Origin of the sequence: Williamsia deligens (assembly GCF_024171765.1) — a bacterium.
Lineage (GTDB): Bacteria > Actinomycetota > Actinomycetes > Mycobacteriales > Mycobacteriaceae > Williamsia_A > Williamsia_A deligens.
Window position 1 is genome coordinate 2,962,863 of the sequence record NZ_JAMTCI010000001.1, and the last position, 24,136, is coordinate 2,986,998.

26 protein-coding genes are annotated in these 24,136 nt (G+C 69.7%); 17 read left to right on the forward strand and 9 right to left on the reverse strand.

Annotated elements, in window-relative coordinates; translation table 11 throughout:
• Positions 1 to 72 precede the first annotated feature (72 nt).
• The 4 genes from LX14_RS13680 to LX14_RS13695 are packed head-to-tail and all read left to right on the forward strand — an operon-like array spanning position 73 to position 2,378.
• A complete protein-coding gene (locus LX14_RS13680; RefSeq protein WP_253647716.1) occupies positions 73 to 912 on the forward strand; it encodes an SDR family oxidoreductase in 840 nt (279 codons plus the stop codon).
• 39 nt (positions 913 to 951) lie between these two features.
• Entirely contained in the window at positions 952 to 1,302 is a 351-nt protein-coding gene (locus LX14_RS13685; protein ID WP_308214105.1) for a DivIVA domain-containing protein, read from the forward strand.
• A 51-nt stretch (positions 1,303 to 1,353) separates the two neighbouring features.
• Positions 1,354 to 1,521, forward strand: coding sequence for a DUF3117 domain-containing protein (locus tag LX14_RS13690; protein WP_005171222.1), 168 nt, complete (start codon positions 1,354 to 1,356; stop codon positions 1,519 to 1,521).
• Between the two features lie 32 nt (positions 1,522 to 1,553).
• A complete protein-coding gene (locus tag LX14_RS13695) occupies positions 1,554 to 2,378 on the forward strand; it encodes a putative RNA methyltransferase (RefSeq protein ID WP_253647717.1) in 825 nt (274 codons plus the stop codon).
• Here the strand turns inward: LX14_RS13695 and glgA are convergent.
• On the reverse strand, positions 2,360 to 3,568 hold the full coding sequence (gene glgA, locus LX14_RS13700; RefSeq protein WP_308214106.1) for a glycogen synthase: 1,209 nt from the start codon (positions 3,566 to 3,568) through the stop codon (positions 2,360 to 2,362). The two genes, LX14_RS13695 and glgA, sit on opposite strands and share 19 nt — an antisense overlap.
• A 48-nt stretch (positions 3,569 to 3,616) precedes the next feature.
• Between glgA and glgC the strand changes: the two genes are divergently transcribed.
• Complete coding sequence (glgC, locus tag LX14_RS13705; protein ID WP_253647719.1) at positions 3,617 to 4,840, forward strand: glucose-1-phosphate adenylyltransferase; 1,224 nt, start codon at positions 3,617 to 3,619, stop codon at positions 4,838 to 4,840.
• A 110-nt stretch (positions 4,841 to 4,950) separates the two neighbouring features.
• On the opposite strand, the gene LX14_RS13710 is transcribed toward glgC, so the two are convergent.
• The 3 genes from LX14_RS13710 to cofD are packed head-to-tail and all read right to left on the reverse strand — an operon-like array spanning position 4,951 to position 7,915.
• A complete protein-coding gene (locus LX14_RS13710) occupies positions 4,951 to 5,532 on the reverse strand; it encodes an NUDIX hydrolase (RefSeq protein WP_253647720.1) in 582 nt (193 codons plus the stop codon).
• Complete coding sequence (locus LX14_RS13715; protein WP_372505340.1) at positions 5,529 to 6,911, reverse strand: coenzyme F420-0:L-glutamate ligase; 1,383 nt, start codon at positions 6,909 to 6,911, stop codon at positions 5,529 to 5,531. Before LX14_RS13715 ends, LX14_RS13710 begins: the two co-directional genes overlap by 4 nt.
• On the reverse strand, positions 6,908 to 7,915 hold the full coding sequence (gene cofD / locus LX14_RS13720) for a 2-phospho-L-lactate transferase (RefSeq protein ID WP_253647721.1): 1,008 nt from the start codon (positions 7,913 to 7,915) through the stop codon (positions 6,908 to 6,910). The genes LX14_RS13715 and cofD overlap by 4 nt, the downstream gene beginning before the upstream one ends.
• A 358-nt stretch (positions 7,916 to 8,273) precedes the next feature.
• On the opposite strand from cofD, the gene LX14_RS13725 reads away from it, so the two are divergent.
• On the forward strand, positions 8,274 to 8,603 hold the full coding sequence (locus LX14_RS13725; protein ID WP_372505341.1) for a WhiB family transcriptional regulator: 330 nt from the start codon (positions 8,274 to 8,276) through the stop codon (positions 8,601 to 8,603).
• A gap of 7 nt (positions 8,604 to 8,610) precedes the next feature.
• Here LX14_RS13725 and LX14_RS13730 read toward each other — a convergent pair whose 3' ends face one another.
• Positions 8,611 to 9,135 (reverse strand): metallopeptidase family protein, encoded by a 525-nt coding sequence (locus LX14_RS13730; protein WP_253647722.1) that lies wholly within the window; start codon positions 9,133 to 9,135, stop codon positions 8,611 to 8,613.
• Between the two features lie 76 nt (positions 9,136 to 9,211).
• On the opposite strand from LX14_RS13730, the gene LX14_RS13735 reads away from it, so the two are divergent.
• From LX14_RS13735 to manA, 4 genes are all read left to right on the forward strand, one after another.
• Positions 9,212 to 9,616, forward strand: a complete 405-nt coding sequence (locus tag LX14_RS13735) for a DUF3499 domain-containing protein (RefSeq protein ID WP_253647723.1) — start codon at positions 9,212 to 9,214, stop codon at positions 9,614 to 9,616.
• Positions 9,617 to 9,780: 164 nt separating this feature from the next.
• The gene (locus tag LX14_RS13740) at positions 9,781 to 11,184 is read left to right on the forward strand and encodes a phosphomannomutase/phosphoglucomutase (RefSeq protein WP_253647724.1); all 1,404 of its coding nucleotides are present in this window, start codon (positions 9,781 to 9,783) and stop codon (positions 11,182 to 11,184) included.
• 19 nt (positions 11,185 to 11,203) lie between these two features.
• The gene (locus LX14_RS13745) at positions 11,204 to 12,292 is read left to right on the forward strand and encodes a hypothetical protein (RefSeq protein WP_253648024.1); all 1,089 of its coding nucleotides are present in this window, start codon (positions 11,204 to 11,206) and stop codon (positions 12,290 to 12,292) included.
• Complete coding sequence (gene manA / locus LX14_RS13750) at positions 12,292 to 13,530, forward strand: mannose-6-phosphate isomerase, class I (RefSeq protein ID WP_253647725.1); 1,239 nt, start codon at positions 12,292 to 12,294, stop codon at positions 13,528 to 13,530. The genes LX14_RS13745 and manA overlap by 1 nt, the downstream gene beginning before the upstream one ends.
• 7 nt (positions 13,531 to 13,537) lie before the next feature.
• Here the strand turns inward: manA and LX14_RS13755 are convergent, their stop codons facing one another.
• A complete protein-coding gene (locus LX14_RS13755) occupies positions 13,538 to 14,185 on the reverse strand; it encodes a TetR/AcrR family transcriptional regulator (RefSeq protein ID WP_308214107.1) in 648 nt (215 codons plus the stop codon).
• Positions 14,186 to 14,467: 282 nt separating this feature from the next.
• Between LX14_RS13755 and nrdH the strand changes: the two genes are divergently transcribed.
• The 4 genes from nrdH (at position 14,468) to nrdF (ending at position 18,561) form a co-directional block, all read left to right on the forward strand.
• Positions 14,468 to 14,701 (forward strand): glutaredoxin-like protein NrdH, encoded by a 234-nt coding sequence (gene nrdH / locus LX14_RS13760; protein WP_253647726.1) that lies wholly within the window; start codon positions 14,468 to 14,470, stop codon positions 14,699 to 14,701.
• 72 nt (positions 14,702 to 14,773) lie between these two features.
• Positions 14,774 to 15,250: a class Ib ribonucleoside-diphosphate reductase assembly flavoprotein NrdI gene (nrdI, locus tag LX14_RS13765; RefSeq protein WP_253647727.1), complete on the forward strand. Its 477-nt coding sequence runs from the start codon at positions 14,774 to 14,776 to the stop codon at positions 15,248 to 15,250.
• A 61-nt stretch (positions 15,251 to 15,311) separates the two neighbouring features.
• Positions 15,312 to 17,504, forward strand: a complete 2,193-nt coding sequence (nrdE, locus tag LX14_RS13770) for a class 1b ribonucleoside-diphosphate reductase subunit alpha (protein ID WP_253647728.1) — start codon at positions 15,312 to 15,314, stop codon at positions 17,502 to 17,504.
• A gap of 52 nt (positions 17,505 to 17,556) precedes the next feature.
• Positions 17,557 to 18,561 (forward strand): class 1b ribonucleoside-diphosphate reductase subunit beta, encoded by a 1,005-nt coding sequence (gene nrdF / locus LX14_RS13775; protein ID WP_253647729.1) that lies wholly within the window; start codon positions 17,557 to 17,559, stop codon positions 18,559 to 18,561.
• 81 nt (positions 18,562 to 18,642) lie between these two features.
• On the opposite strand, the gene LX14_RS13780 is transcribed toward nrdF, so the two are convergent.
• Positions 18,643 to 18,927, reverse strand: a complete 285-nt coding sequence (locus tag LX14_RS13780) for a hypothetical protein (protein WP_253647730.1) — start codon at positions 18,925 to 18,927, stop codon at positions 18,643 to 18,645.
• A gap of 37 nt (positions 18,928 to 18,964) precedes the next feature.
• Here LX14_RS13780 and LX14_RS13785 point away from each other — a divergent pair, with 37 nt between their 5' ends.
• Positions 18,965 to 19,111 carry a hypothetical protein gene (locus LX14_RS13785; protein ID WP_253647731.1) on the forward strand — a complete coding sequence of 49 codons (147 nt, stop codon included), beginning with the start codon at positions 18,965 to 18,967 and terminating at the stop codon, positions 19,109 to 19,111.
• Here LX14_RS13785 and LX14_RS13790 read toward each other — a convergent pair.
• Positions 19,101 to 19,592, reverse strand: a complete 492-nt coding sequence (locus LX14_RS13790) for a beta-class carbonic anhydrase (protein ID WP_253647732.1) — start codon at positions 19,590 to 19,592, stop codon at positions 19,101 to 19,103. The genes LX14_RS13785 and LX14_RS13790 overlap by 11 nt on opposite strands.
• A 244-nt stretch (positions 19,593 to 19,836) precedes the next feature.
• A complete protein-coding gene (locus tag LX14_RS13795; protein ID WP_253647733.1) occupies positions 19,837 to 20,880 on the reverse strand; it encodes an ABC transporter substrate-binding protein in 1,044 nt (347 codons plus the stop codon).
• A gap of 254 nt (positions 20,881 to 21,134) precedes the next feature.
• On the opposite strand from LX14_RS13795, the gene ctaD reads away from it, so the two are divergent.
• Positions 21,135 to 22,901, forward strand: coding sequence for an aa3-type cytochrome oxidase subunit I (ctaD, locus tag LX14_RS13800; protein ID WP_253647734.1), 1,767 nt, complete (start codon positions 21,135 to 21,137; stop codon positions 22,899 to 22,901).
• Position 22,902: 1 nt separating this feature from the next.
• Positions 22,903 to 24,135, forward strand: coding sequence for a phosphoserine phosphatase SerB (gene serB / locus LX14_RS13805; RefSeq protein ID WP_253647735.1), 1,233 nt, complete (start codon positions 22,903 to 22,905; stop codon positions 24,133 to 24,135).
• The last annotated feature ends 1 nt before the right edge of the window (position 24,136 follow it).

The window sequence follows — 24,136 nt, forward strand, 5'->3', positions numbered from 1 at the left end:
CGCCGGTGTGGTCCCATCTGTAGAACACGTTCCAGTTCTGGGCGTGTCCTGCACGGCGATGGGAGTGCACGCATGTCGGTCGGTTCGGTCACGGACAAGTCGATCCTCGTCACCGGAGGTGGCAGCGGCATAGGCCGCGGCATCGCGGAGACGCTGGTCGCAGGGGGTGCGCAGGTCACCATCCTCGGTCGTGGCCGCGACCGCCTCGACGCGGCGGTGAGCGAGATCAGCGCCGCGGGCGGGACCGGGACGGTGCACGCCGTCTCCGCCGACATCACCGACGAGGAGCAGGTGGCGGGCGCCGTCGCCGAGGTCGTCGAGCGCGTCGGACGTCTCGACGGTGTGGTCGCCTGCGCGGGCGGCAGCGAGACCATCGGCCCCGTCACGCAGATCGACAGCGCCGCCTGGCGCAACACCGTCGACCTCAACGTCAACGGGACGATGTACACGATCAAGCACGCCGCGCGGGAACTCGTGCGCGCCGGCGGCGGGTCCATCGTGGCCATCTCGTCGATCGCCTCGTCCAACACCCATCGATGGTTCGGCGCCTACGGGGTCACCAAGTCGGCCGTGGACCACCTCGTCCGGCTCGCCGCCGACGAACTCGGCGCCAGCAACGTGCGCGTGAACGGCATCCGGCCGGGCCTGACCCGCACGGAGCTGGTGGCCATCGTCCTGGAGTCACCGGAACTCTCCGCCGACTACGCGGCCGCGACACCGATCCCGCGTGTGGGCGAGGTCGACGACATCGCGAACCTCGCGACGTTCCTGCTCGGCGACGCGTCGACGTGGATCACCGGACAGGTCATCAACGTCGACGGCGGCCAGATGCTGCGCCGCGGCCCCGACTACTCCTCGATGCTGGAACCGCTGTTCGGCGAGGACGGCCTGCGCGGCGTCGTCGCGACCTGAGGGGGACGGCGGCAGACACCGCCCGCTACGGTCGGGTGCGTGTCGACCCTGTTGCTCTACCTGCTCGTCATGGTGGTGGTCATCGCCGTCGTGTTCGCGATCGTGTGGTTCGTCTTCGGGCGCGGCGAGGACCTCCCCGCGCTCGATCCGGACACCACGCTCACCCGGTTGCCGCGCGCCGGGATCGCCGGGTCGGACGTCCGCGCGTTGCGCTTCGCCCTGGTATTCCGCGGTTACAAGCAGTCCGAGGTCGACTGGGCCCTGGAGAAGCTGGCGCGCGAGATCGACGAGCTGCGAGGGGTCGTCCTGGACCTGCAGGGACGTGAGGCGAACGATCTCTCACGCGTCGACGCGGATGCGCCGGGGGACGACCGCGGTCCGGCCGCATAAGATCGAACCCTGACGCCGAACGACGGCGTTTTCTCGGAGGGAGCTTGTGACATGGCGGCGATGAAGCCACGGACCGGTGACGGTCCCCTTGAAGCAGCCAAGGAAGGGCGAGGAATCGTCGTACGCATCCCGATCGAGGGTGGCGGACGTCTCGTGGTCGAGCTCACCGCGGACGAGGCAGCCGCTCTCGGCGAAGAACTGCGTGGCGTCGCCGGCTGACGGCAGCCCCACGCGCGGTCGGTGACAGCGCAGTGCTCGCGGACGTCGTCGATCTCCTCGACTGCCCGGTCTGCACCGGTGATCTCGACATCGACGACCGGTCGGTCATCTGCGACCGGGGACACACCTTCGACATCGCCCGACAGGGGTACGTCGCCCTGCTGGCCGGGTCGACGGGCGGCCTGCGGTCCGACACGGGCGAGATGGTCGCCGCCCGCGACCGCGTCCAGGAGGCGGGTCACTTCGGCCCGGTGACCGATGCTCTGCTCGACGTCGCCCGCGGCCCGGTCGTCCTCGACGTCGGCGCCGGTACGGGTCACCATCTGGGTCGCCTGGTCGACGCCGAGCCCGCCCGGCGCGGGATCGGCCTCGACCTGTCCAAGCCCTGCGCGCGCGCCGTGGCGCGCCTCTCCGGGGCGGTGGGGGCGGTCGTGGCCGACGCCTGGCAACGACTGCCCGTGCGCACCGGTGTGGCCGACACGGTCCTGTCGGTGTTCTCGCCCCGCAACGTCGCCGAGTTCACCCGCGTGCTGGCGCCCGGCGGCGCGGTGGTGCTGGTGACGCCGACCCCGCGGCATCTCGGCGAGATCGTCGCACCGATGCAGATGATCGGTGTCGACCCGGCGAAACCCGACCGGATCGGCGCGACCCTGGGTGTCGCGTTCACCCGCGTCGAGCGCCGGCTGGTCGAGTACACGGTGGACGCAGACCGATCGCTGGTCGCGGACCTCGTCGCCATGGGCCCGTCGGCGCACCACATGTCCGCGGCGCAGATCGGCGAGCGTGCGGCCGCCCTCGACGACCACACGTCGGTCACCTTCTCGATGACCGTGTCGGTCTACGAGCCGAGCGCCTGACGGTAGACCGCCACGGTCTGCTCGGCGATGGAGTCCCACGAGAACTCCGCGATCGCGCGGTCGCGACCTGCCACACCCATCTCCGACGCCCGCCCGGCATCGCGGGCGAGGGAGTTCACCGATGCCGCCAGGGCGGACTCGAACCCCGGGGCGTCGGTCGCGTCGTAGTGCACCAGCAGGCCCGTCACCTGGTCACGCACGACCTCGGGGATCCCGCCGACGTCGGAGGCGACCACCGCGGTCCCGCACGCCATCGCCTCGAGGTTCACGATGCCCAGCGGCTCGTAGATGGACGGGCACACGAACACGGTTGCGGCGGTGAGGATCTCCGCGACCCGCGCGGTGGGGAGCATCTCCTGCACCCAGTGGACGCCACTGCGCTGCTCGGACAGCTCCGCCACGGCCGCAGCGATCTCGGCGCCGATCTCGGGGGTGTCGGGTGCGCCGGCGCACAGGACGAGCTGGATGTCGGGATCGAACCGGTGTGCCGCGGCCACGAGGTGCGCCACACCCTTCTGGCGGGTGATGCGGCCGACGAACACCGCGATCGGACGGTCGGGATCCACGCCGAGAGCGGTCAGTGCCGAGCCCTCGGCCCAGGGATCGGCGACAGGGGCCCACGACTGCGTGTCGATCCCGTTGCGCACCACGTGGACACGGTCGGGGTCGAGGCGCGGATAGGCGTCGCAGACGTCCCCCCGCATCCCCGCGGACACGGCGATGACCGCGTCGGCGTACTCGACGGCGTTGCGCTCGGCCCAGCTCGACAGGCGGTATCCGCCGCCGAGTTGTTCGGCCTTCCACGGTCGTCGCGGCTCCAGGGAGTGGGCGGTGAGGACGTGGGGGGCCCCGTAGAGCTGAGCCGCCAGGTGCCCGGCGAGCCCGGTGTACCAGGTGTGCGAGTGCATGATGTCGGCACCTTCGGCACCCGCCACCATGCGGAGATCCGCGGACATGGTGGTCAGCGCGGCGTTCGCACCGGTGAGCCCGGGGTCGGAGGTGTAGACGTGGGCGGTGTCCCGAGGGGCGCCCATGCAGTGCACGTCGACCGTCGCGAGCGCCCGCAGGTGCCGGACCAGTTCGGTGACGTGAACCCCCGCACCGCCGTAGACCTCGGGCGGGTACTCACGCGTCATCATCGCCACTCGCATGACAGACGACGCTAGTGCGTGGACGACGGTTCCCGCCACGCACCGGGAGGTGTGGCCGGGGCCACGGATGACCGATAGGTTGGCGGGGTGAGATCACAGCCGCATGTCCTCGGGATCGTGCTGGCGGGCGGAGAGGGCAAGCGCCTCTACCCGCTCACCCTGGACCGCGCCAAGCCCGCGGTCCCGTTCGGCGGGGCCTACCGGCTCATCGACTTCGTGCTGAGCAACCTCGTCAACGCGGGGTATCAGCGACTCTGCGTGTTGACGCAGTACAAGTCCCACTCGCTCGACCGCCACATCTCGCAGACCTGGAGGCTGTCCGGGTTCAACGACGAATACATCACCCCGGTCCCGGCGCAGCAGCGCCTCGGACCGCGGTGGTACACGGGCAGTGCGGACGCGATCTTCCAGTCCCTCAACCTCGTCTACGACGAACAGCCCGACTACATCGTCGTGTTCGGTGCCGACCACGTGTACCGGATGGACCCCGAGCAGATGGTCGCCGCGCACATCGAGTCCGGCGCGGCCGCGACCGTCGCGGGGATCCGCGTGCCACGGTCCGAGGCGTTCGCGTTCGGGTGCATCGACGCCGACGAGTCCGGTCGCATCACGCAGTTCCTCGAGAAGCCGAAGGACCCGCCCGGCACCCCCGACGACCCGGACGCGACGTTCGCCTCGATGGGCAACTACGTGTTCACCACCGACGCGCTCGTCGAGGCGATCCGGGCGGACGCCGAGGACAGCGACTCCGACCACGACATGGGCGGCGACATCATCCCGGGGTTCGTGAACCGGGGCGAGGCGCACGTCTACGACTTCAAGGACAACGAGGTCCCCGGCGCGACCGAGCGGGACAAGGGGTACTGGCGCGACGTCGGGACGCTCGACGCCTTCTACGACGCACACATGGACCTGGTGTCGGTGCACCCGGTGTTCAACCTCTACAACCGTCGCTGGCCGATCCGCGGCGCCGCCGAGAACCTCGCACCCGCCAAGTTCGTCCACGGCGGGCTCGCACAGGAGTCGGTGGTGGGGGCCGGGTCGATCATCTCCGCGGCCACCGTGCGCAACTCGGTCCTGAGCTCCAACGTCATCATCGACGACGGGGCCACCGTCGAGGGCAGCGTGCTCATGCCCGGCGTCCGGATCGGGCGTGGAGCCGTGGTGCGCAAGGCGATCCTCGACAAGAACGTCGTCGTCGGACCCGGCGAGATCGTCGGCGTCGAGCCCGAGCGGGACCGCGAGAAGTACACGATCAGTGCCGGCGGCGTGGTCGCGGTCGGCAAGGGTCAGCGCATCGGGCCTCGCTGAGCGGATCCACCGCCCACTCGACGTCTCCTACCGCCCACTCGACGCGGCTCGAAGGCGTCGAGTGGGCGGTTAAAGACGTCGAGTGGGCGTTTGTGGGCGTCGAGTGGGCGTCAGGCGACGGTCGCGCTGTGTGCGCGCAGGGCGGCGTCGACCAGTCCGAGCATCTCCTCGGTGCGGGCACTCTCCGGGAGATCGTCGACGGGCCACCACCGCAGGTCGACGGACTCGTCACTCCGGACGGCAGGCGGCGGGGTGCCGTCGGCGGTGGCGGGGGTGACGCCGAGGAACCGGACGTCGAGGTGGCGGGTCGGGACCCCGAGCGAGCAGGTGATCGGGTGCGTGTGCAGGGCAACGGGTCCCGGATGCACCGCGATCCCGTCGATGCCGGACTCCTCGGTCGCCTCCCGCAAGGCCGCGGCGGCCAGGGAGTCGTCGTCGGGTTCGCAGTGACCGCCGAGCTGGATCCACGCACCGACGCGGGGATGCAACGTCAACAGCGTGAAACGCCCGGTGTGGTCGAGGACGAGCGTCGAGGCGGTGATGTGTCCCGGTGCGCAGGATCGCAGGCAGGCGTCGTCGCGGGCGGCGAGGAACGCGAGCATCGTGTGCCGCAGCGCATCCTGACCGCCGTCCGGCGCGGGGAACGACGACAGTGCCGCGACAGTCGAGGAATGCAGGCCTGACGCGGTCACCGGTCGTGCACCAGCCCGTCGGTCTCGGCGGGTGCCCGTAGGCCGGGATCGGTGGCGGGGTGGCCGATGGCGACGGCGCCCAACGGCTCCCAGTCGCCGGGGACGTCGAGGATCCCGGGGACGAGGTCGGCCGCGAAGATGGTCGACCCGACCCAACAGCTGCCGATGCCACGGACGGACAGCGCCACCAACAGGCCCTGCACCGCCGCGCCCACGGCGACCGTGAACATCGTGTGCTCGGCCGCGGTGCGGGCACTGTCGGGGTAGTCGTGCGCGCCGTCCATGACGAGCATCGGGATGACGAGCTCGGGTGCGTCGTAGAGGATCTGGCCCCGATGCAGGCGCTTCTCGATCGACTCGGCGGTCTTCCCGTCGGCGGCCAGGTCGCGCTCCCACCGCTGCGCCATCGCGTCGAGCAGTGCGATCCGGCGCGCGCGGTCGCGGACCCACACGAACCGGACCGGGTGGGTGTGGTGTGGAGCGGGCGCGGTCAGTGCCTCCGCGAACGCGGCGCGCATGTCCTCCTCGGCGACCGACTCGTCGGCGAAGGTGCGCACCGACGACCGTGTCAGCAGCGCCTGGCGACGTCCGAGCGCGACAGCCTCGTCGGCGCCGAGCCAGAACAGGTCCTCCTCACCCGGACGGACGAGATCCCTTGCGCCGGAACCGTCGTCATGCGGCTGCAGGCCGCGGACGATCGCGACGGGTGTCTCGCCGAGTTTGCCCTTCACCAGATCGGCGGCGGCGGCGATCTCGTCGGCGACGGCGATGTCGGTGACGACGAGGTCGTTGCCCCACCGGTCGCGGGTCCCCTCGTAGGGGTGGGTGACCGCGATCCCGGCGGCACCGATGGCGGCATCGGTCTGACCGGTGCGCCACGCACGTCCCATGGTGTCGGTGATGATGACCGCGACGTCGACGCCGCGGATCTCCGCCAGACGATCGCGCAGGGCGCGTGCGCTCGCGTCCGGGTCGAGGGGGAGCAGCACCAGCTCGTCGGTGCCGACGTTGGATCCGTCGACGCCGGAGGCCGCCTGCACGATCCCCAGGGCGTTCTCGGTGATGAGGGTGCGGTTCCTGCGTGCCAGCACCCGGACCGACTCCTGCTCGACGAGGGCCCGCCGCACGGCGTCGCGCTCGTCGGGGTCCCGGGGTGCGATCACCGTGCGCCCCTCGGCCTTCGAGATGATCTTCGACGTCACGACGAGCACGTCACCGTCCCGCAGATCCGGGGCGGCGTCCGCGATGGCGGACGCGACGTCGTCACCGGCGACGAAGCGCGGCAGGCCGCGGACCGCCGTCATCGTCACGTCCGACACGGCGTGATCGCCGGCGGGTCCCTGTGCCGCGGGTGCCTGCGGTGCGGGGTCCGCGCTCACGCGGGGTCCACGCCGACGAGACGGCACGCGGCACGGACGATCTCGGCGGTGGTCGCGGGGTCGGTCATCAGCAGCGGCACGCTCGCGGTGGCGACACCGGGGATGTCGGCGGTGTCGTCGGGGGCGACGAGCCACCCGTCGAGGATCCCGGTGCCCGAGCGGGCCCCGAGGTGGGCTCCCACCGCCTCGGCGGTGGTCTCGACGCCGATCACCGACAGGCACTCGTCGGCCATGCCGCGCAAGGGGGCGCCGCCGATGACGGGGGAGACGCCCACCACCGGCGCCGAGGTGGTCCGCAGGGCTGCGCGCACGCCGGGGACGCTGATGATGGCGCCGATGCTCACCACCGGGTTGCTGGGGGCGAGCAGGACGATGTCGGCGTCGGCGATGGCCTCGGCCACACCCGGCGCCGGCGTGGCCTCCTCGGAGCCGACCTGGGCGAAGCCGTGGGTGGGTATCCGGGCGCGATGACGCACCCACCACTCCTGGAAGTGGATGGCGACCTTGGCGCCGTCGTCCTCCCGGGTGACCACGACGTGCGTCTCGTGCCGGTCGTCGGTGGCCGGGATCAACCGGACGCCGGGCTGCCAGCGCTTGCACAGTGCGGCCGTGACGTCGGAGAGGCGGTAGCCGGCGTCGAGCATCTGGGTGCGGATGAGGTGGGTCGCGAGGTCGCGGTCGCCCAGACCGAACCAGTCGGGGTCGGCGCCGTAGGCGGCGAGCTCCGCCTTGGCGTTCCAGCTCTCGTCGCGTCGGCCCCATCCGCGCTCGGTGTCGATCCCGTCGCCGAGGGTGTACATGCAGGTGTCCAGATCGGGACAGATCCGGACGCCGTGCATCCAGGCGTCGTCACCCACGTTCACGATCGCGGTTATGCTCGAATCCGACTGGGCGGCAGCGGGTTCGTCCTCACCGGCGGGGAACGGGGTGGGTCCGAGCAGATGCCGGACGCCTTGCAGGAACCGGGCGCCGCCGACGCCACCCACCAGGACCGTTGCCTTCACGTCGACCCACTGTAGTCACGCCCCCGACGGGGCGGGCGGCCGCTCGTCGCGCGCGCGACACGCCGACAGGATCGAGTGCGACACGCCACTGACGGGGATCGGCGCAAACGTGTGCGGCTGGTGGTATTGGCAATTTCGCCGTTCGGCTTGACCCCGCGACGCGCCAGCGTGTCTAATCACACCAGTGTCATTAGCGATTTGTGATCGAGATGCGTTCGGACGCACGGCTTTCGATCACATGTTCGAACGGCACCGGACGGAACGTGGTTGACGCCGACTGCCCCCCGCGACAGTCATTGCACGCCAAGCGATCCCCTGGACGGGGGATGGCACAACGGAAACTTGAGGAGGCCCGGCGATGTCGTCTGAACACATGTTGGGTGACGGATTCCCGTCGCGCACGCCGGCACCGAACACCCCCCACCTGAGTCTCGTCACCAACGACTTCGACGCGCTGTTCGACGATGCCGAGGAGCAGTGGCAGGAGCGCGCCCTGTGCGCGCAGACCGACCCCGAGGCGTTCTTCCCCGAGAAGGGCGGCTCCACCCGCGAGGCCAAGCGCATCTGTTCCGGCTGCGAGGTGAAAGCGGAGTGCCTCGAGTACGCCCTGTACAAGGACGAGCGCTTCGGCATCTGGGGTGGCCTGTCCGAGCGGGAGCGCCGGCGCCTCAAGCGCGGCATCATCTGACGACCGCTCAGCGCGGGTCGGGGTCGATGGTGTCCTCGTCGACGCCGAGGTGCGTGGCGATCTGATGCACCAGGACCTCGTGGACGAGGTCCACGAGGTCGGCACCCGAGTCCGCGCGACTCTCCAGCGGTTTGCGGAACACGACGATCCGCGCCTTCGACGGTCGGCCCTGCGCGTCGATCCCGGCAGGGAGCAACCGCGCCAACGGGATCGCGCCGTCCGCGGTCACCTCGTCCGGCCACTGCACAGTCTCCGGATCATGGGGGAGGACCCGCGGGATCTCGTCGACCGCGAGGTCGAGGTCGCCGAGCTGGTCGTGCCATCGCGCGTCGATCTCCGCGAACGCCTCCAGCACGACGAGGTCGAACGACTCCGACCGCGTGTTGGCAGCCGGCAGGTCCGGCGGGAGCAGACGCGATCGCAGGCCGCGGCCACGGCGGTCCCGGATCCGTCGGCGACGCCCCGACACCGACTCCCCGCCCCCCGGGCGCGCATGGGCGCGCGACGTCGACGAGCGGGGCGGGCGGGACATGGCGCGAGTGTAGACACGGTGTCGGCGCGGTGTGTCGGCGTCGTGGCTGTCGTGTCGTCGGGATAACCTGCCCGATGTGAGACGTCCTCGGCACTGCAGCAGGCCCGGCTGCGCGCAGCCCGCGGTCGCCACCCTGACGTTCGTCTACGCCGAGTCCGTCGCCGTCGTGGGCCCCCTGGCCTCGAGCGACGAGCCGCATTCGTGGGATCTCTGCGACGTCCACGCCGGCAGGATCACCGTTCCCCGTGGCTGGGAGATGATGCGCAGTGCGGGGGGCTTCGGTGCGCCTGTCGGCGACGAGGACGACCTGACCGCCCTGGCCGAGGCCGTCCGCGAGCGTGTCGGCCGCGATGGTGGCCGTGCCACCGCACGTTCCGCCGCTCTCGAGCACGCCCCGCTGCCCGCGTCCCCTGTGGCGGGCGCCCGCCCCCGTCCGGGCCGTCGCGGACACCTCCGGGTCCTGCCCGACCCGGTCGACTGACCCCGGCCCCGACGGGCCCGATTCCCCGCACGCGTGGGTGATTCGCGCGGACCACCTTCCTCACCCGGAGCCGGGTCATGCGCCGCCGCCACCGATTAGGCTGGGTTCGACCCTGTCGAACCATCCACCCGGCGCGGAACGCGCCCGTCCCGAGGAGCTGCACCGTGTCGGACCCGAACGGGGTGCCCACCGCAACCACCGCGAGGACCCAGGAATCCGTGGCCGCGATCGTGAAGGCCTACGACGTGCGCGGACTGGTGGGTGAGCAGATCGACGCGGCCTTCGTGGCCGACGTGGGCCGGTCTTTCGCGGCGCTGATGCGTGCCGAGGGCGCACGGTCCGTCGTCGTCGGACACGACATGCGGTCCTCCTCGCCGGAGCTGTCGCGGGCGTTCGCCGACGGTGTCTGCGACCAGGGACTCGACGTCGTGCTCATCGGGCTGGCGTCGACCGATCAGCTGTATTTCGCCTCGGGTTGCCTGGACATGCCGGGCGCGATGTTCACGGCGAGCCACAACCCGGCCGCCTACAACGGCATCAAGCTGTGCCGGGCCGGCGCCAAACCGGTGGGCCAGCAGACCGGACTGGCCACGATCTCCGACGAACTCGTGCACGGCACACCCGCCTTCGACGGCCCACGGGGGACGGTGAGCGAGCAGGACGTGCTGGGCGACTACGCGGCCTACCTGCACGAGCTGGTGGACCTCTCGGGCAGCCGTCCGCTGACGATCGCCGTGGACGCCGGGAACGGGATGGGCGGGCACACCGTCCCCGCCGTGCTCGGTTCGATCCCGGCGTTCACCGTGCGGGACCTCTTCTTCGAGCTCGACGGCACGTTCCCCAACCACGAGGCCAACCCGCTGGACCCGGCGAACCTCGTCGACCTGCAGGCCTATGTCCGCGAGACCGGCGCCGACGTCGGACTGGCCTTCGACGGGGACGCGGACCGCTGTTTCGTCGTCGACGAACGCGGTGAGCCGGTCTCGCCGTCGGCGGTGACCGGACTGGTGGCGCAGCGCGAACTGGCCAAGCACCCGGGCTCGACGATCATCCACAACCTCATCACGTCCCGCGCCGTGCCCGAGTTGGTGACCGAGCAGGGCGGGACCCCGGTGCGGACCCGGGTGGGTCACTCGTTCATCAAGCAGCAGATGGCCGAGACCGGTGCGGTCTTCGGCGGGGAACACTCGGCGCACTACTACTTCCGCGACTTCTGGGGTGCCGACTCGGGCATGCTCGCCGCGATGCACGTGCTCGCCGCGCTCGGTGAGACCGACACCCCCGCATCGGAACTGCTGGCGGAGTTCGAAAGGTATGTCGCCTCCGGGGAGATCAACTCGACCGTGGCCGACGCCGCCGCCGCGACCGAGGCCGTCATCGCCTCGTTCGCCGACCAGACGGCGTCGATCGACCGGCTCGACGGGGTCACCGTCGAGTTGACCGACGGGGCCTGGTTCAACCTGCGCGCCTCCAACACCGAGCCGCTCCTGCGCCTGAACGCCGAGGCGGCGACGACCGAGCGCGTCGACGAGATCGTCGCGTCCGTCCTGGGGACCGTCCGTCCATGACCACGTCCCGCTCGACATGATGCTCACCGGCACCACGGATCTCGACGACGTCGCGCAGCTGCAGGACGCCGACGTCGACGGTTTCCTGCGCGCCGGGGCTCTCGCGGGAGCGCAGGTGCGTGCGGTGGGGGCCGCCGTCGAGGAGGGCGTGCTCGAGCCGCTCACGCGGGCGCGCCCCCGGGCCGTGGTCATCGTCGTCGGTCGGGGGACCGCCCGCGACGCCGCGGCGTTGGTGGTGTCCACCATGGCGTCGTACACAGACGTGCCGCTCGTCGTCACCCCCGTCGTGCCCGGGTGGATCGGTCCGCTGGACGTGGTCGTCGTCGCCGGGGACGACGCCGGGGACCGTCGTCTCGCGGACGCCGCGGCGCGGGCGGTGCGCCGCCATGCCGAGCTGGTGCTCGACGTGCCCGTCGAAGGACCCGTGGCCGAGTCGGCTGCCGGGAACGGCCTGGACCTCTCGCCCCGCGTCCCCGCGCCCGCGCAGTTCCGTTTCGCCGGTCACGTCGCGGCGCTGCTCGCCGTGATCGCCGCACTGACCGAGGTCCGCACCACGGGTGCACGTTTCGACGCGGCGGCCCTGGCCGACGTCCTCGACGACGAGGCGTCCGCGGCGCATCCGGCGAACGAGTCCTTCCACAACGCCGCGAAGTCGCTGGCGGGTCGTGTCGAGGGTCGCACCGGTGTCTGGGCCGGCGCGACGCCGGCGGCCACCGCGGTCGCCGCCCATGCGGCACGGACGTTCTACGCCGTGGCGGGCCTGTCGGGAACCGCCTGCGACCTCGACGACGCGATCGTCGCCGCCTCGCGGCCGGTCGGGGGATCAGCGGCCCCGATCGACCCCCTGTTCCACGACCCCGACTTCGACCCGCCGCTGGCGACCGTCCCGACCCGGGTCCAGGTGATCACCACGCCGACGTCGGAATGGTCTGTCCACCACCGGGTGTCGGCGATCGGTGACGCCGATGTCCTCGCCGCGACGGATGCTGAGCCGCTGCCGTCGCCCACGTCGACCGGCGACTCACCCGCCGACATCGAGCCGCTGCTCGTGCTCGCACTGCGCATCGACATGGCGGCGGTGTACCTGCGACTGGTCGGGAGCCGCTGATGTGGACCCTCGAGGGTGTCGTCCGTCCCTACGCGTGGGGATCGCGCACGGCGCTCGCGGCACTGCGTGGCAAGCCCACCCCGTCGCCGCACCCCGAGGCGGAGCTGTGGTTCGGAGCGCACCCCGCGGCGCCGGCACGGTTCGTCGACGGACCCGACGGCCGCGACGACCTCCTGTCGGTGATCGACGACGATCCCGTCGGGCAACTCGGTCCCGACTGCACCGAGCGCTTCGACCGTCGACTCCCGTTCCTGCTCAAGATCCTCGCCGCGGAGGAGCCGCTGTCGCTGCAGGCGCACCCGACGCGTGAGCAGGCGCGGGCGGGGTTCGCGCGGGAGAACTCCGCGGGCGTCCCGATCGACGCGCCGCACCGCAACTACCGCGACGACAACCACAAGCCCGAGCTGGTGGTGGCGCTCAGCGAGTTCGACGCGCTCGCGGGGTTCCGCGACCCGGCTGCCACCGTCGACCTCCTGCGGGACCTCCAGGTCCCCGAACTCGACTCCTATCTGGGACTGCTTGCGGGACAACCCGACTCGCACGGCCTGCGTGCGCTGTTCACCACCTGGCTCACCCTGCCCGACTCGGTGCTGCACACGGTGATCCCCGCCGTGCTGGACGGCGCCATCGCCTACCTGAACTCCGGCGAGCGACGCTTCGCCATGGAGTTGCAGACGGTGTTGGAGCTCGGCGAGGCGTACCCGATGGATCCCGGTGTGCTCACCGTGCTCCTGTTGAACCGTCTCCGACTGCAACCCGGCGACGGTCTGTTCCTTGGCGCGGGGAACCTGCACGCCTACCTGCGCGGCACGGCGGTGGAGGTGATGGCCAACTCCGACAACGTGTTGCGGGGCGGTCTCACGCCCAAGCACGTCGACGTCCCGGAACTGCTGGCTGTCCTCGACTTCACCCCGTCGCCGCTGGGTGAGCTCGCCCCGGCGGTGCACACCGTGGGGCCGGAACGGATCTACACGACACCCGCGCCGGAGTTCCGCCTCTCGCGCATCGAGCTCGACGGCACCGGCATGCACCGCAGTTCGTCGGTGTCGTTGGACGCGGCGGGGCCGCAGATCCTGACGGTGGTGAGCGGGACGGTCGAGGTCCGTGTCCCGGGTGGCGACCCGGTCGCCGTGTCACCGGGCCGGTCGCTGTGGTTGGGGGACTCCGATCCCGATGTGGTCGTCCGCGCGGCGTCGAGTCGTGCGGTGTTCTTCCGTGCGGTCGTCCCGGGCGCCTGAGACGCACTCAGGGGCGCAGCGAGCGCACCAGTTCCTCGTACTGTCCGACGATCTGCTCGAGGGGCAGGCCCTCACGGCGCACCATGAAGGCGACCACCGCGGGGTCCAGCGGTGCCAGGACGGCCTCGCGGGTGGCGGTCGCCGGCGGGGTGAACCCCATCTCGACGAGCAGCGACTGCACGTGGATCGCGGAGACACGGCGTGCGGGGTGGTCGAGGCGCAGGATGCCGGCGGCGCCGTCGGCCTCGATGAGGATGTCGAGATGCGCGCACACCATGGCCAGGCGCGCGCGTCCGTAGGCGGCGAGCCGTTCGCGCGGCGGTGCGCCGGGACCCAGGGGCGGGGGGCCGCTGAGGAACGCACGCTGCATCTCGGCCTCGGAGTGGTCGAGCAGGGAGCGCATCAGGCCCGCACGGGACCCGAACCGACGGAACACCGTGCCCTTGCCGACGCCGGCCTCACGGGCCACCTCGTCCATGGTGACGTCGGCGGCACCGTGACGGTCGACGAGCCGATGCGCGGCCTCCAGCAGCACCGACCGGTTGCGGACGGCGTCGGCCCGCACGGCCGCGACCTCGCCGACGACAGGGAGGTCGACGGGGGACCGCCGCCGGGACGGGTCCTCCGTACCGGGTCGTGGCAGGTCGATGGGCACGTGGCGAGCGTAGCGCGACGGGCGGGACCGCCCCGGCGATCGGGAACACGACGCCGCCAGGTGCCGCCACGACCGCGCACATGTGACGTGCGACACGCCGAGACGGTGCGACGTGGCCGGGCGCGACCTGCGACTTTCACGAATGTCATTCGCAAGCTGTTGTGTCGGGAGCAGATGTGGAACACTAGGTGTAGTGATCGGGGCGAGGTGAGAGACCGCACCGCGACACTCAGCTTCCACCCCGGATCGCCCAGAATCACGCTCGAACCCCGAGGAGCCCCGATGGCCATCACCGTCTACACCAAGCCGGCCTGCGTGCAGTGCAACGCCACCTACAAGGCGCTCGACAAGCAGGGCCTGGAGTACGACGTCGTCGACATCACCGAGGACTCCGAGGCGCGTGACTACGTGATGGCACTGGGCTACCTGCAGGCCCCGGTCGTCGTCGTCGACACCGAGCACTGGTCGGGTTTCCGCCCGGACCGCATCAAGGCCCTCGCCACCGCCGCTGCCTGACCCGGTACGGCCCGCCCGTCCATCCCGTTCCATCCGAGCCGTTCCGCTCCGTCCACCGCTGGGAGGTCGACCGTGACCGACACCCTGTCGTCGGCGCCGCTGATCGTCTACTTCTCGTCGGTGTCGGAGAACACCCACCGGTTCGTCGAGAAGCTCGGACTGCGGTCGGTGCGGATCCCGCTGCGCGGTGACGTCCCCGCGCTCGTCGTCGACGAGCCCTTCGTCCTGGTCCTCCCGACCTACGGCGGCGGCAAGGCGTCGGGTGAGCGGTCGGGGTACGTCCCCAAGCAGGTCATCGCCTTCCTCAACGACGAGCACAACCGGTCCTGGATCCGCGCCGTGATCGCCGCCGGCAACACCAACTTCGGCGAGGAGTTCTGCCTCGCCGGGGACATCGTGTCCCGCAAGTGCCGCGTGCCCTATCTGTATCGCTTCGAACTGATGGGCACCGCCCACGACGTCGAGCGGGTGCGCAGTGGTCTGGCCGAGTTCGGCCGCGACAGCGCGGTCGTCGCCGACCGGGCCGTCCCCGTAGCCGTCGTCGCCTGACCTCCCCCCGCCGCGTCCACACGCACATCACCGTTCTTGCCCCGAGCACAGGAGTTCCCTCGTGACCCCCACCGCAGCAACCGTGTCCGACAACCTGACCGTCACGTCGGGCGCACACCCGAACCCGGCCGGGCACGAGCCGGGCGAGATGGACTACCACTCGCTCAACGCGATGCTCAACCTGTACGACGCCGACGGGAAGATCCAGTTCGAGAAGGATCGCGAGGCGGCGAACCAGTACTTCCTGCAGCACGTCAACCAGAACACGGTGTTCTTCCACGATCTCGACGAGAAGCTCGACTACCTCGTGGAGGAGAACTACTACGAGGCCGAGGTGCTCGAGCGCTACGACCGCGAGTTCGTCAAGGACCTGTTCGGCTACGCCTACAAGAAGAAGTTCCGGTTCCCGACGTTCCTCGGGGCGTTCAAGTACTACACCTCGTACACGCTCAAGACGTTCGACGGGAAGCGCTACCTCGAGCGGTTCGAGGACCGCGTCTGCATGGTCGCCCTGACCCTGGCCGACGGCGACACCGACCTCGCCCGCAACCTCGTCGACGAGATCATCTCCGGCCGTTTCCAGCCGGCCACCCCGACGTTCCTCAACTCGGGCAAGAAGCAGCGCGGCGAACCGGTCTCGTGCTTCCTGCTCCGCATCGAGGACAACATGGAGTCGATCGGTCGCTCCATCAACTCCGCGCTGCAGCTGTCCAAGCGCGGCGGCGGAGTCGCGTTGCTGCTCAGCAACATCCGTGAGCACGGTGCCCCGATCAAGAAGATCGAGAACCAGAGCTCGGGTGTCATCCCGATCATGAAGCTGCTCGAGGACTCGTTCAGCTACGCCAACCAGCTCGGTGCGCGTCAGGGTGCCGGCGCGGTGTACCTGCACGCCCACCACCCCGACATCTACCGCTTCCTCGACACCAAGCGGGAGAACGCCGACGAGAAGATCCGCATCAAGACGCTGTCGCTGGGTGTGGTGATCCCCGACATCACCTTCGAGCTCGCCAAGCGCAACGACGACATGTACCTGTTCTCCCCGTACGACGTGGAGCGTGTCTACGGGGTGCCGTTCGCCGACATCAACGTGACCGACAAGTACCACGAGATGGTCGAGGACCGCCGGATCCGCAAGACGAAGATCAAGGCGCGCGAGTTCTTCCAGACCCTCGCCGAGCTGCAGTTCGAGTCGGGCTACCCGTACATCATGTTCGAGGACACGGTGAACCGCGCCAACCCGATCGACGGCAAGATCACCCACTCGAACCTGTGCTCGGAAATCCTGCAGGTCTCGACCGCGTCGACGTTCAACGACGACCTGTCCTACGCCTCGGTGGGCAAGGACATCTCGTGCAACCTCGGGTCGCTGAACATCGCCAAGACGATGGACTCGCCCGACTTCGGTCAGACCATCGAGACCTCGATCCGCGGCCTCACCGCCGTGAGCGACCAGACCGCGATCACCTCGGTGCCGTCGATCCAGGAGGGCAACAACAGCTCTCACGCGATCGGCCTGGGTCAGATGAACCTGCACGGCTACCTCGCCCGCGAGCGGGTGTACTACGGCAGCGAGGAGGGCATCGACTTCACGAACATCTACTTCTACACGGTGCTGTTCCACGCGATCCGCGCGTCGAACCTCATCGCGAAGGAGCGCGGCCGGGCGTTCGGCGGGTTCGAGAAGTCGAAGTACGCCAGCGGCGAGTTCTTCGACAAGTACACCGATCGCGCCTGGGAGCCGGCGACAGCCCGTGTGGCGGAGCTGTTCTCGGAGGCCGGCGTGCACATCCCGACCCAGGACGACTGGCGTCAGCTGCGGGCGTCGGTGCGCGAGCACGGCATCTACAACCAGAACCTGCAGGCGGTGCCGCCGACCGGATCGATCAGCTACATCAACCACTCCACCAGCTCGATCCACCCGGTGGCCGCGAAGGTCGAGATCCGCAAGGAAGGCAAGATCGGCCGCGTGTACTACCCGGCGCCGTACATGACGAACGACAACCTGGACTACTACCAGGACGCGTACGAGATCGGCTACGAGAAGATCATCGACACCTACGCCGCGGCGACGCAGCACGTCGATCAGGGCCTGAGCCTGACCCTGTTCTTCAAGGACACGGCCACCACGCGCGACGTCAACAAGGCGCAGATCTACGCGTGGCGCAAGGGCATCAAGACGCTGTACTACATCCGCCTGCGCCAGCTCGCGCTGGAAGGCACCGAGGTGGAGGGCTGCGTCTCGTGCATGTTGTGATCAGTTCTCCCCCCGCCGTTTCCCCGTTCGAGTCGATCAGCAGGAGCGCACGATGACGTCCACCCAGAGCCATTCGCCGGCCGACGGCGCGCCCATCAAGCTGGTCAGCCGCGTCTCGGCGATCAACTGGAACCGCGTCCCCGACGAAAAGGACGCCGAGGTCTGGGACCGGCTGACCGGCAACTTCTGGTTGCCCGAGAAGGTGCCCGTCTCCAACGACATCCCGTCGTGGAACACGCTGACCGAGGTCGAGAAGCAGCTCACCATGCGGGTGTTCACCGGCCTGACGCTGCTCGACACCATCCAGGGCACGGTCGGTGCGGTGTCGCTGATCCCGGACGCGTCGACCCCGCACGAGGAGGCGGTGCTCACCAACATCGCGTTCATGGAGTCGGTGCACGCCAAGAGCTACAGCTCCATCTTCTCGACCCTGTGCTCCACCAAGGACATCGACGAGGCCTTCCGCTGGTCGGAGGAGAACGAGAACGTCCAGCGCAAGGCCAACATCGTCATGGACTACTACCGTGGCGACGACCCGCTCAAGCGCAAGGTCGCCTCGACGCTGCTCGAGTCGTTCCTCTTCTACTCGGGCTTCTACCTGCCGATGTACTGGTCGAGCCGCGCGAAGCTCACCAACACGGCCGACCTCATCCGCCTGATCATCCGCGACGAGGCCGTGCACGGGTACTACATCGGCTACAAGTACCAGCGCGCCCTGGAGGTGCAGACCCCCGAGCGTCGCCAGGAGCTCAAGGACTACACCTTCGAGCTGCTGTTCGAGCTGTACGACAACGAGACCGACTACACCGAGACCCTCTACGACGAGGTCGGTCTCACCGAGGACGTCAAGAAGTTCCTGCGCTACAACGCGAACAAGGCCCTGATGAACCTGGGGTACGAGGCGATGTTCCCGCGGGACGAGACCGACGTGAACCCCGCGATCCTCTCGGCGCTGTCACCCAACGCCGACGAGAACCACGACTTCTTCTCCGGGTCGGGCAGCTCGTACGTCATCGGCAAGGCCGTCAACACCGAAGACGACGACTGGGACTTCTAGGCGGGGGTTGCTGGACACCCCTCACGACGACGAACCGCCCCGAGCCACACGCCCGGGGCGGTTCGTCGTCGGTGCGCGGTGTCAGCGGTGCAGAACGGGCTCGACCACGAGGCCGACAGCGGGGGTGTCGATCCGTATCGGGGACGGACGAGCGGATGTCTCCGACTGTGCTGCGGTCCCGTGGGCGTCGTCGAACACGCAGTGGCCGAACAGGTTCAGGACGGGGCCACCCACACCGGACAGATCGGCGCGCACCGCGCCACGGAGCTCCATGGCGGTACCGGGTGGCGCGACGACCAGGTCGTGGACCCACCGCGAGAGATACGGGTGTGCGGTCACGGTCGTCGCGGGGCCGGTCGTCGCCACGACCGGATCCGGGACCTGTACCGGAGACCACGACGGCGTGACGACAGGACCGGTGACGCCGATCCCGTTCGGTGGCTGGGCGCGATCCGGGGACGGGGTGTCCGCGTTCGCCGAGGCGACGCCGAACCAGGCAACGATCGCGGCGGCGCCGATCGCCGCCGCCGTGCGTCGGATCAGGGGGTGACCTCGTTCAGCTGTCCCGTGGCGACGTCGAAGACGAATCCGCGCAGCGAGGTGGTCTTCGTGATGAACGGGCTGTTCTCGATCCGGGCGAGCGACTGCTTCACGTCCTCGTCGAGGTCCGGGAACGCCTCGGCCGACCACGCGGGCTTCACGCCGATCTCGTCCTGGATGCCGCGCTTGAACTCGTCGTCGGTGAAGGTCAGCATCCCGCAGTCGGTGTGGTGGATGAGGATGATCTCGGTGGTCCCGAGCAGGCGCTGGCTGATCGCGAGCGACCGGATCTCGTCGTCGGTGACGACGCCGCCGGCGTTGCGGATCACGTGCGCCTCGCCCTCGTTCAGGCCCAGGATGCGGTAGACGTCGAGGCGGGCGTCCATGCAGGCGACCACCGCGAGGTGCTTGCTCGGCGGCAGGGGGAGGGGTCCGGAGAACCCGGCGGCGTAGTCGGCGTTGTTCTTCAGCAGGTCATCGGTGACGGTCATGCACCCATGGTCATCAGTGCATGCCGCGCAGCTCAGGGTTGCGCCCATCCGGGGTTTTACGATCGCCGGTCGACGATCAGCGGCGGTGCGCCGACTTCGCCCCGCCCTGTCCGCCGGGCCGGACGCTCCACTTTCCTGAGGACGCTCCGCCTGCAGGCGGAGCGTCCTTCCACAAGTGGAGCGGGAACCCTGCACGTGGAGCGGGAACCCTGCAGGTGGAGCGGGAACCTAGAAGCGGAGCGAATCAGCTCGAGTAGCCGTTGATGGAGCGTTGGATGTCGTCGAGGACGACGGGTGCCGCGGCGAGGCCGCGTCGGCCGTACCAGATGTCGTCGTCGACGACGAAGACGCGCTTGCCGCCGGCGGCACCGAGGTCGAGCCATCGGTCGCTGCGGAGCACCGACGTCCCGTGCTCCTGCCCCTTCTGCGACGTGAAGCTCACATAGACGAGGTCGGCGTCGGCGTCGTCGAAGTTCTTGTCGGTAACCGTCACGGGGCCGGCACCGCGCTGCGACTGCGGCCGCTGGGCGCCCATCGCGGCCAGGATCGACCCCGCGAACGACGCCGTGCCCGCGATCTGCTCGCTGTCCGCGCCGAAGCGCACCAGGCCGATCTGGCTGTGTGATGCGTCCACCCGCGCCCCGACACGTCGTGCCTGGTCGGCGAACGTCGCGAGCCGCTTCTCGCCCTCCTCGCCCCGGCCGAGCGCATCGGCGACCTGTCGGAACTGGTCCTGCCACGTCGCGGACTCGGAGATCACGACGGAACGGCCCCCATACGGAGCGGTCTGTGCCTGCGAGCTGCCGAGGACGACCTCGGCGCGCGCGCCCGCCGCAGCTGCGGCGTCAGGTCGTGCGCCGATGGTGGGCAGCGAGGTGACCGTCGGCCCGAGATAGCGGGGGATGGTCCCGCGATCGGCCGCGACCGCCACGACCTTCGACTGGATGCCCAGTGCGCAGACGGCGTCGAGGAGTGCGGGGTCGGCCACGGCGATGCGCGCGACGTCGGACTTCCCGGGGTCGGGGCTCGACTCCGTCCCGCATGCGCGGTCGAAGTAGCGCTCGGGGGTGACGAGGTCGGCGCCGCCGATGGCGGTCGTGGTCGTGGTGACCGATCCGGGGCCGGGCGGTGAGCCGGTGTCCGCCTCGCTGCATGCGGTGACGCCGCCGACGATCACCGAGAGCGCCGCGGCCAGGGTCATCACCCGGATTCCTCCGCGCACCGTCGTCACCGCCGTCCTCCGATCACCCGTCGCGCGTCCACCGGCACGCCGGGCGCGATCGGGCATCAACCTAGCACCGCGACCTCGGCCGGAAAGCGCTGTGAGGGCGCGTCGTCGGCCCCGCCGAGCCTGCGTCGGGCGACCCGGCGCAGCTCTCCCGGCGACGCCGACCCGCCCACTACGACAAGTTGTAGGACCGGCTCGGCTCACGGGGCGGAGAGGGTTTACGATCGTGTCAGCGTTCGCGGTGTCGGTCTGCCCGATCACCCGCGTTCATCGTCGCCACATCCGGTCACCCGGTTGTGCAGGCAGGAGGATCAGTGACCGCCCTAGACCAGCCCACGCAGGTCGCCCCGGTTCGCCCCTATCCCGAGCGCACCGGCGCGAAGGGGTCGTTCATCTACAAGATGATCACCACGACCGATCACAAGGTGCTCGGCATCATGTACTTGGTCACGTGCTTCGCGTTCTTCCTGATCGGCGGCCTGATGGCCCTGCTGATCCGCGGAGAGCTGGCGCAGCCGGGCATGCAGTTCCTGTCGAACGAGCAGTACAACCAGCTGTTCACCATGCACGGCACGATCATGCTGCTGCTGTACGCGACCCCGATCGTCATCGGTTTCGCGAACGTGGTGCTGCCGCTGCAGATCGGCGCCCCCGACGTCGCGTTCCCGCGCCTCAACGCGTTCAGCTACTGGCTGTTCCTCTTCGGTGGCCTCATCGTGCTGGCCGGCTTCATCACCCCCGGTGGCGCTGCCGACTTCGGATGGACCGCGTACACCCCGCTGACCGACGCGATCCACTCGCCCGGCGCCGGCGCCGACCTGTGGATCATGGGCCTCGCGGTCGGTGGTCTGGGCACCATCCTCGGCGCGGTCAACATGGTCACCACCGTGGTCTGCCTGCGGGCGCCCGGCATGACGATGTTCCGCATGCCGATCTTCACCTGGAACATCCTGGTGACCAGCGTCCTGATCCTGCTGGCCTTCCCGCTGCTCACCGCTGCGCTGATGGGTCTCGAGGTGGACAGGCAGTTCGGCGCCCACCTGTACGACCCCGCCAACGGCGGCGTCATCCTGTGGCAGCACCTCTTCTGGTTCTTCGGACACCCCGAGGTCTACATCATCGCGCTGCCGTTCTTCGGCATCGTGTCGGAGATCTTCCCGGTGTTCTCGCGCAAGCCGATCTTCGGGTACTCGACGCTGATCTACGCCACGCTCGCGATCGCCGCCCTGTCGGTGGCCGTGTGGGCGCACCACATGTACGCCACCGGCGCGGTGTTGCTGCCGTTCTTCGCCTTCATGACGTTCGTGATCGCGGTGCCGACAGGCGTCAAGTTCTTCAACTGGATAGGCACGATGTGGAAGGGGCATCTGACGTTCGAGACACCGATGCTCTTCTCGGTCGGCTTCCTCGTCACGTTCCTCTTCGGCGGCCTCACCGGTGTGCTGCTCGCCAGCCCGCCGCTGGACTTCCACCTGTCGGACAGCTACTTCGTCGTGGCGCACTTCCACTACGTCCTCTTCGGCACCATCGTGTTCGCCACCTACGCGGGCATCTACTTCTGGTTCCCGAAGATGACCGGCCGCATGATGGACGAGAAGCTGGGCAAGGTCCACTTCTGGCTGACGTTCATCGGCTTCCACACCACGTTCCTGGTGCAGCACTGGCTGGGCAACGAGGGCATGCCGCGTCGCTACGCCGACTACCTCCCGTCGGACGGCTTCACCACGCTGAACGTCATCTCGACGGTCGGTGCGTTCATCCTCGGCCTGTCGACGCTGCCGTTCCTCTGGAACGTCTTCAAGAGCTACCGCTACGGCGAGGTCGTCACGGTCGACGATCCGTGGGGCTTCGGCAACTCGCTCGAGTGGGCGACCAGCTGCCCGCCGCCGCGCCACAACTTCACCGAGCTGCCGCGCATCCGGTCCGAGCGTCCCGCGTTCGAGCTGCACTATCCGCACATGATCGAGCGGATGCACGCCGAGGCGCACGTCGGCCAGGCGAGCAAGCACATGGAGCAGGCCAAGCGCGATCCGGTGACCGTCGGCTCGCACGAGTCGTCGACGGACGCCGATCCGCACTGACGTGACCTCGGGGGGAACCGGCACCACGGTGCTGGTGACCGTCACCGGTCCCGACCGCCCGGGTGTCACGTCGGTCCTGCTGGGTGCTCTGGCCCGGCAGGACGTGAGCCTGCTCGACGTCGAGCAGGTCGTCATCCGGTCGCGGCTCACGCTCGGCGTGCTCGTCGAGTGCTTCGGGGACCCGGAGACGCTGCAGGAGACCGTCGAACAGGCGATGAGCTCCATCGACATGGACGTGTCCGTCGATGTCGGGGCCGCGTCCGACGGTGGTCGTACTGTGTCGTCGCATGCGGTGGTGATCCTGGGCAGTCCGGTCACGGCGCGGGCATTCCGTGCGCTCGCCACCGAGCTGGCCGGCCAGGGCGGCAACATCGACTCCATCCGCGGTATCGCCGACTACCCGTTGACCGGTCTCGAGCTGATGATCAGCGTCGACCGCGACGACGTCGCCGCAGATGCCGCGTTGCGCAAGGGACTCGCCGGGGTCGCGACGCGCTACGGCATCGACGTGGCCGTCGAACGCGGTGGTCTGGCGCGCCGCGCCAAACGGCTTATCGTCTTCGACGTCGACTCCACGCTCATCCAGGGCGAGGTCATCGAGATGCTCGCCGCCCGCGCTGGCCGTGAGGCCGAGGTCGCCGCGGTGACCGAGGCGGCGATGCGGGGCGAGCTCGACTTCTCCGAGTCGCTGCACCAGCGGGTCGCCGCTCTCGCAGGCCTGGACGCGTCCGTGCTCGAAGAGGTCGCGTCGTCGATCGAGCTGACGCCCGGCGCCCGCACGACCATCCGCACACTGCACCGACTCGGCTACCACTGCGGTGTCGTGAGCGGCGGGTTCCGCGAGGTCATCGATCCGATCGCCCACGACCTCGAGCTCGACTTCGTCCGCGCCAACACCCTGGAGATCGTCGGCGGGAAGCTGACCGGCCGGGTCCTCGGCGAGGTGGTCGACCGAGCCGGCAAGGCGGTCGCACTCCGCGCGTTCGCCGATCAGGTCGGGGTGCCGCTGGAGCAGACCGTGGCGGTCGGGGACGGCGCCAACGACATCGACATGCTCACCGCGGCCGGTCTGGGGATCGCGTTCAACGCCAAGCCCGCACTGCAGGAGGTCGCCGACGCGGCCCTGTCGCATCCGTTCCTCGACGCCGTCCTGTTCATCCTCGGGGTGACCCGCGACGAGATCGAGGCGGCCGACGCCGTCGACGGCATGTCGCGCCGCGTCCCGCTGGGCTGAG

Coding starts and splice junctions, on each gene's coding strand:
- nrdF (WP_253647729.1), top strand. CDS start 17,557: ATGACGTCCACCCAGAGCCATTCGCCGGCCGACGGCGCGCCCATCAAG.
- nrdH (WP_253647726.1), top strand. CDS start 14,468: ATGGCCATCACCGTCTACACCAAGCCGGCCTGCGTGCAGTGCAACGCC.
- LX14_RS13745 (WP_253648024.1), top strand. CDS start 11,204: ATGCTCACCGGCACCACGGATCTCGACGACGTCGCGCAGCTGCAGGAC.
- LX14_RS13730 (WP_253647722.1), bottom strand. CDS start 9,135: ATGTCCCGCCCGCCCCGCTCGTCGACGTCGCGCGCCCATGCGCGCCCG.
- LX14_RS13795 (WP_253647733.1), bottom strand. CDS start 20,880: ATGCCCGATCGCGCCCGGCGTGCCGGTGGACGCGCGACGGGTGATCGG.
- manA (WP_253647725.1), top strand. CDS start 12,292: ATGTGGACCCTCGAGGGTGTCGTCCGTCCCTACGCGTGGGGATCGCGC.
- LX14_RS13725 (WP_372505341.1), top strand. CDS start 8,274: ATGTCGTCTGAACACATGTTGGGTGACGGATTCCCGTCGCGCACGCCG.
- LX14_RS13690 (WP_005171222.1), top strand. CDS start 1,354: ATGGCGGCGATGAAGCCACGGACCGGTGACGGTCCCCTTGAAGCAGCC.
- LX14_RS13680 (WP_253647716.1), top strand. CDS start 73: ATGTCGGTCGGTTCGGTCACGGACAAGTCGATCCTCGTCACCGGAGGT.
- LX14_RS13790 (WP_253647732.1), bottom strand. CDS start 19,592: ATGACCGTCACCGATGACCTGCTGAAGAACAACGCCGACTACGCCGCC.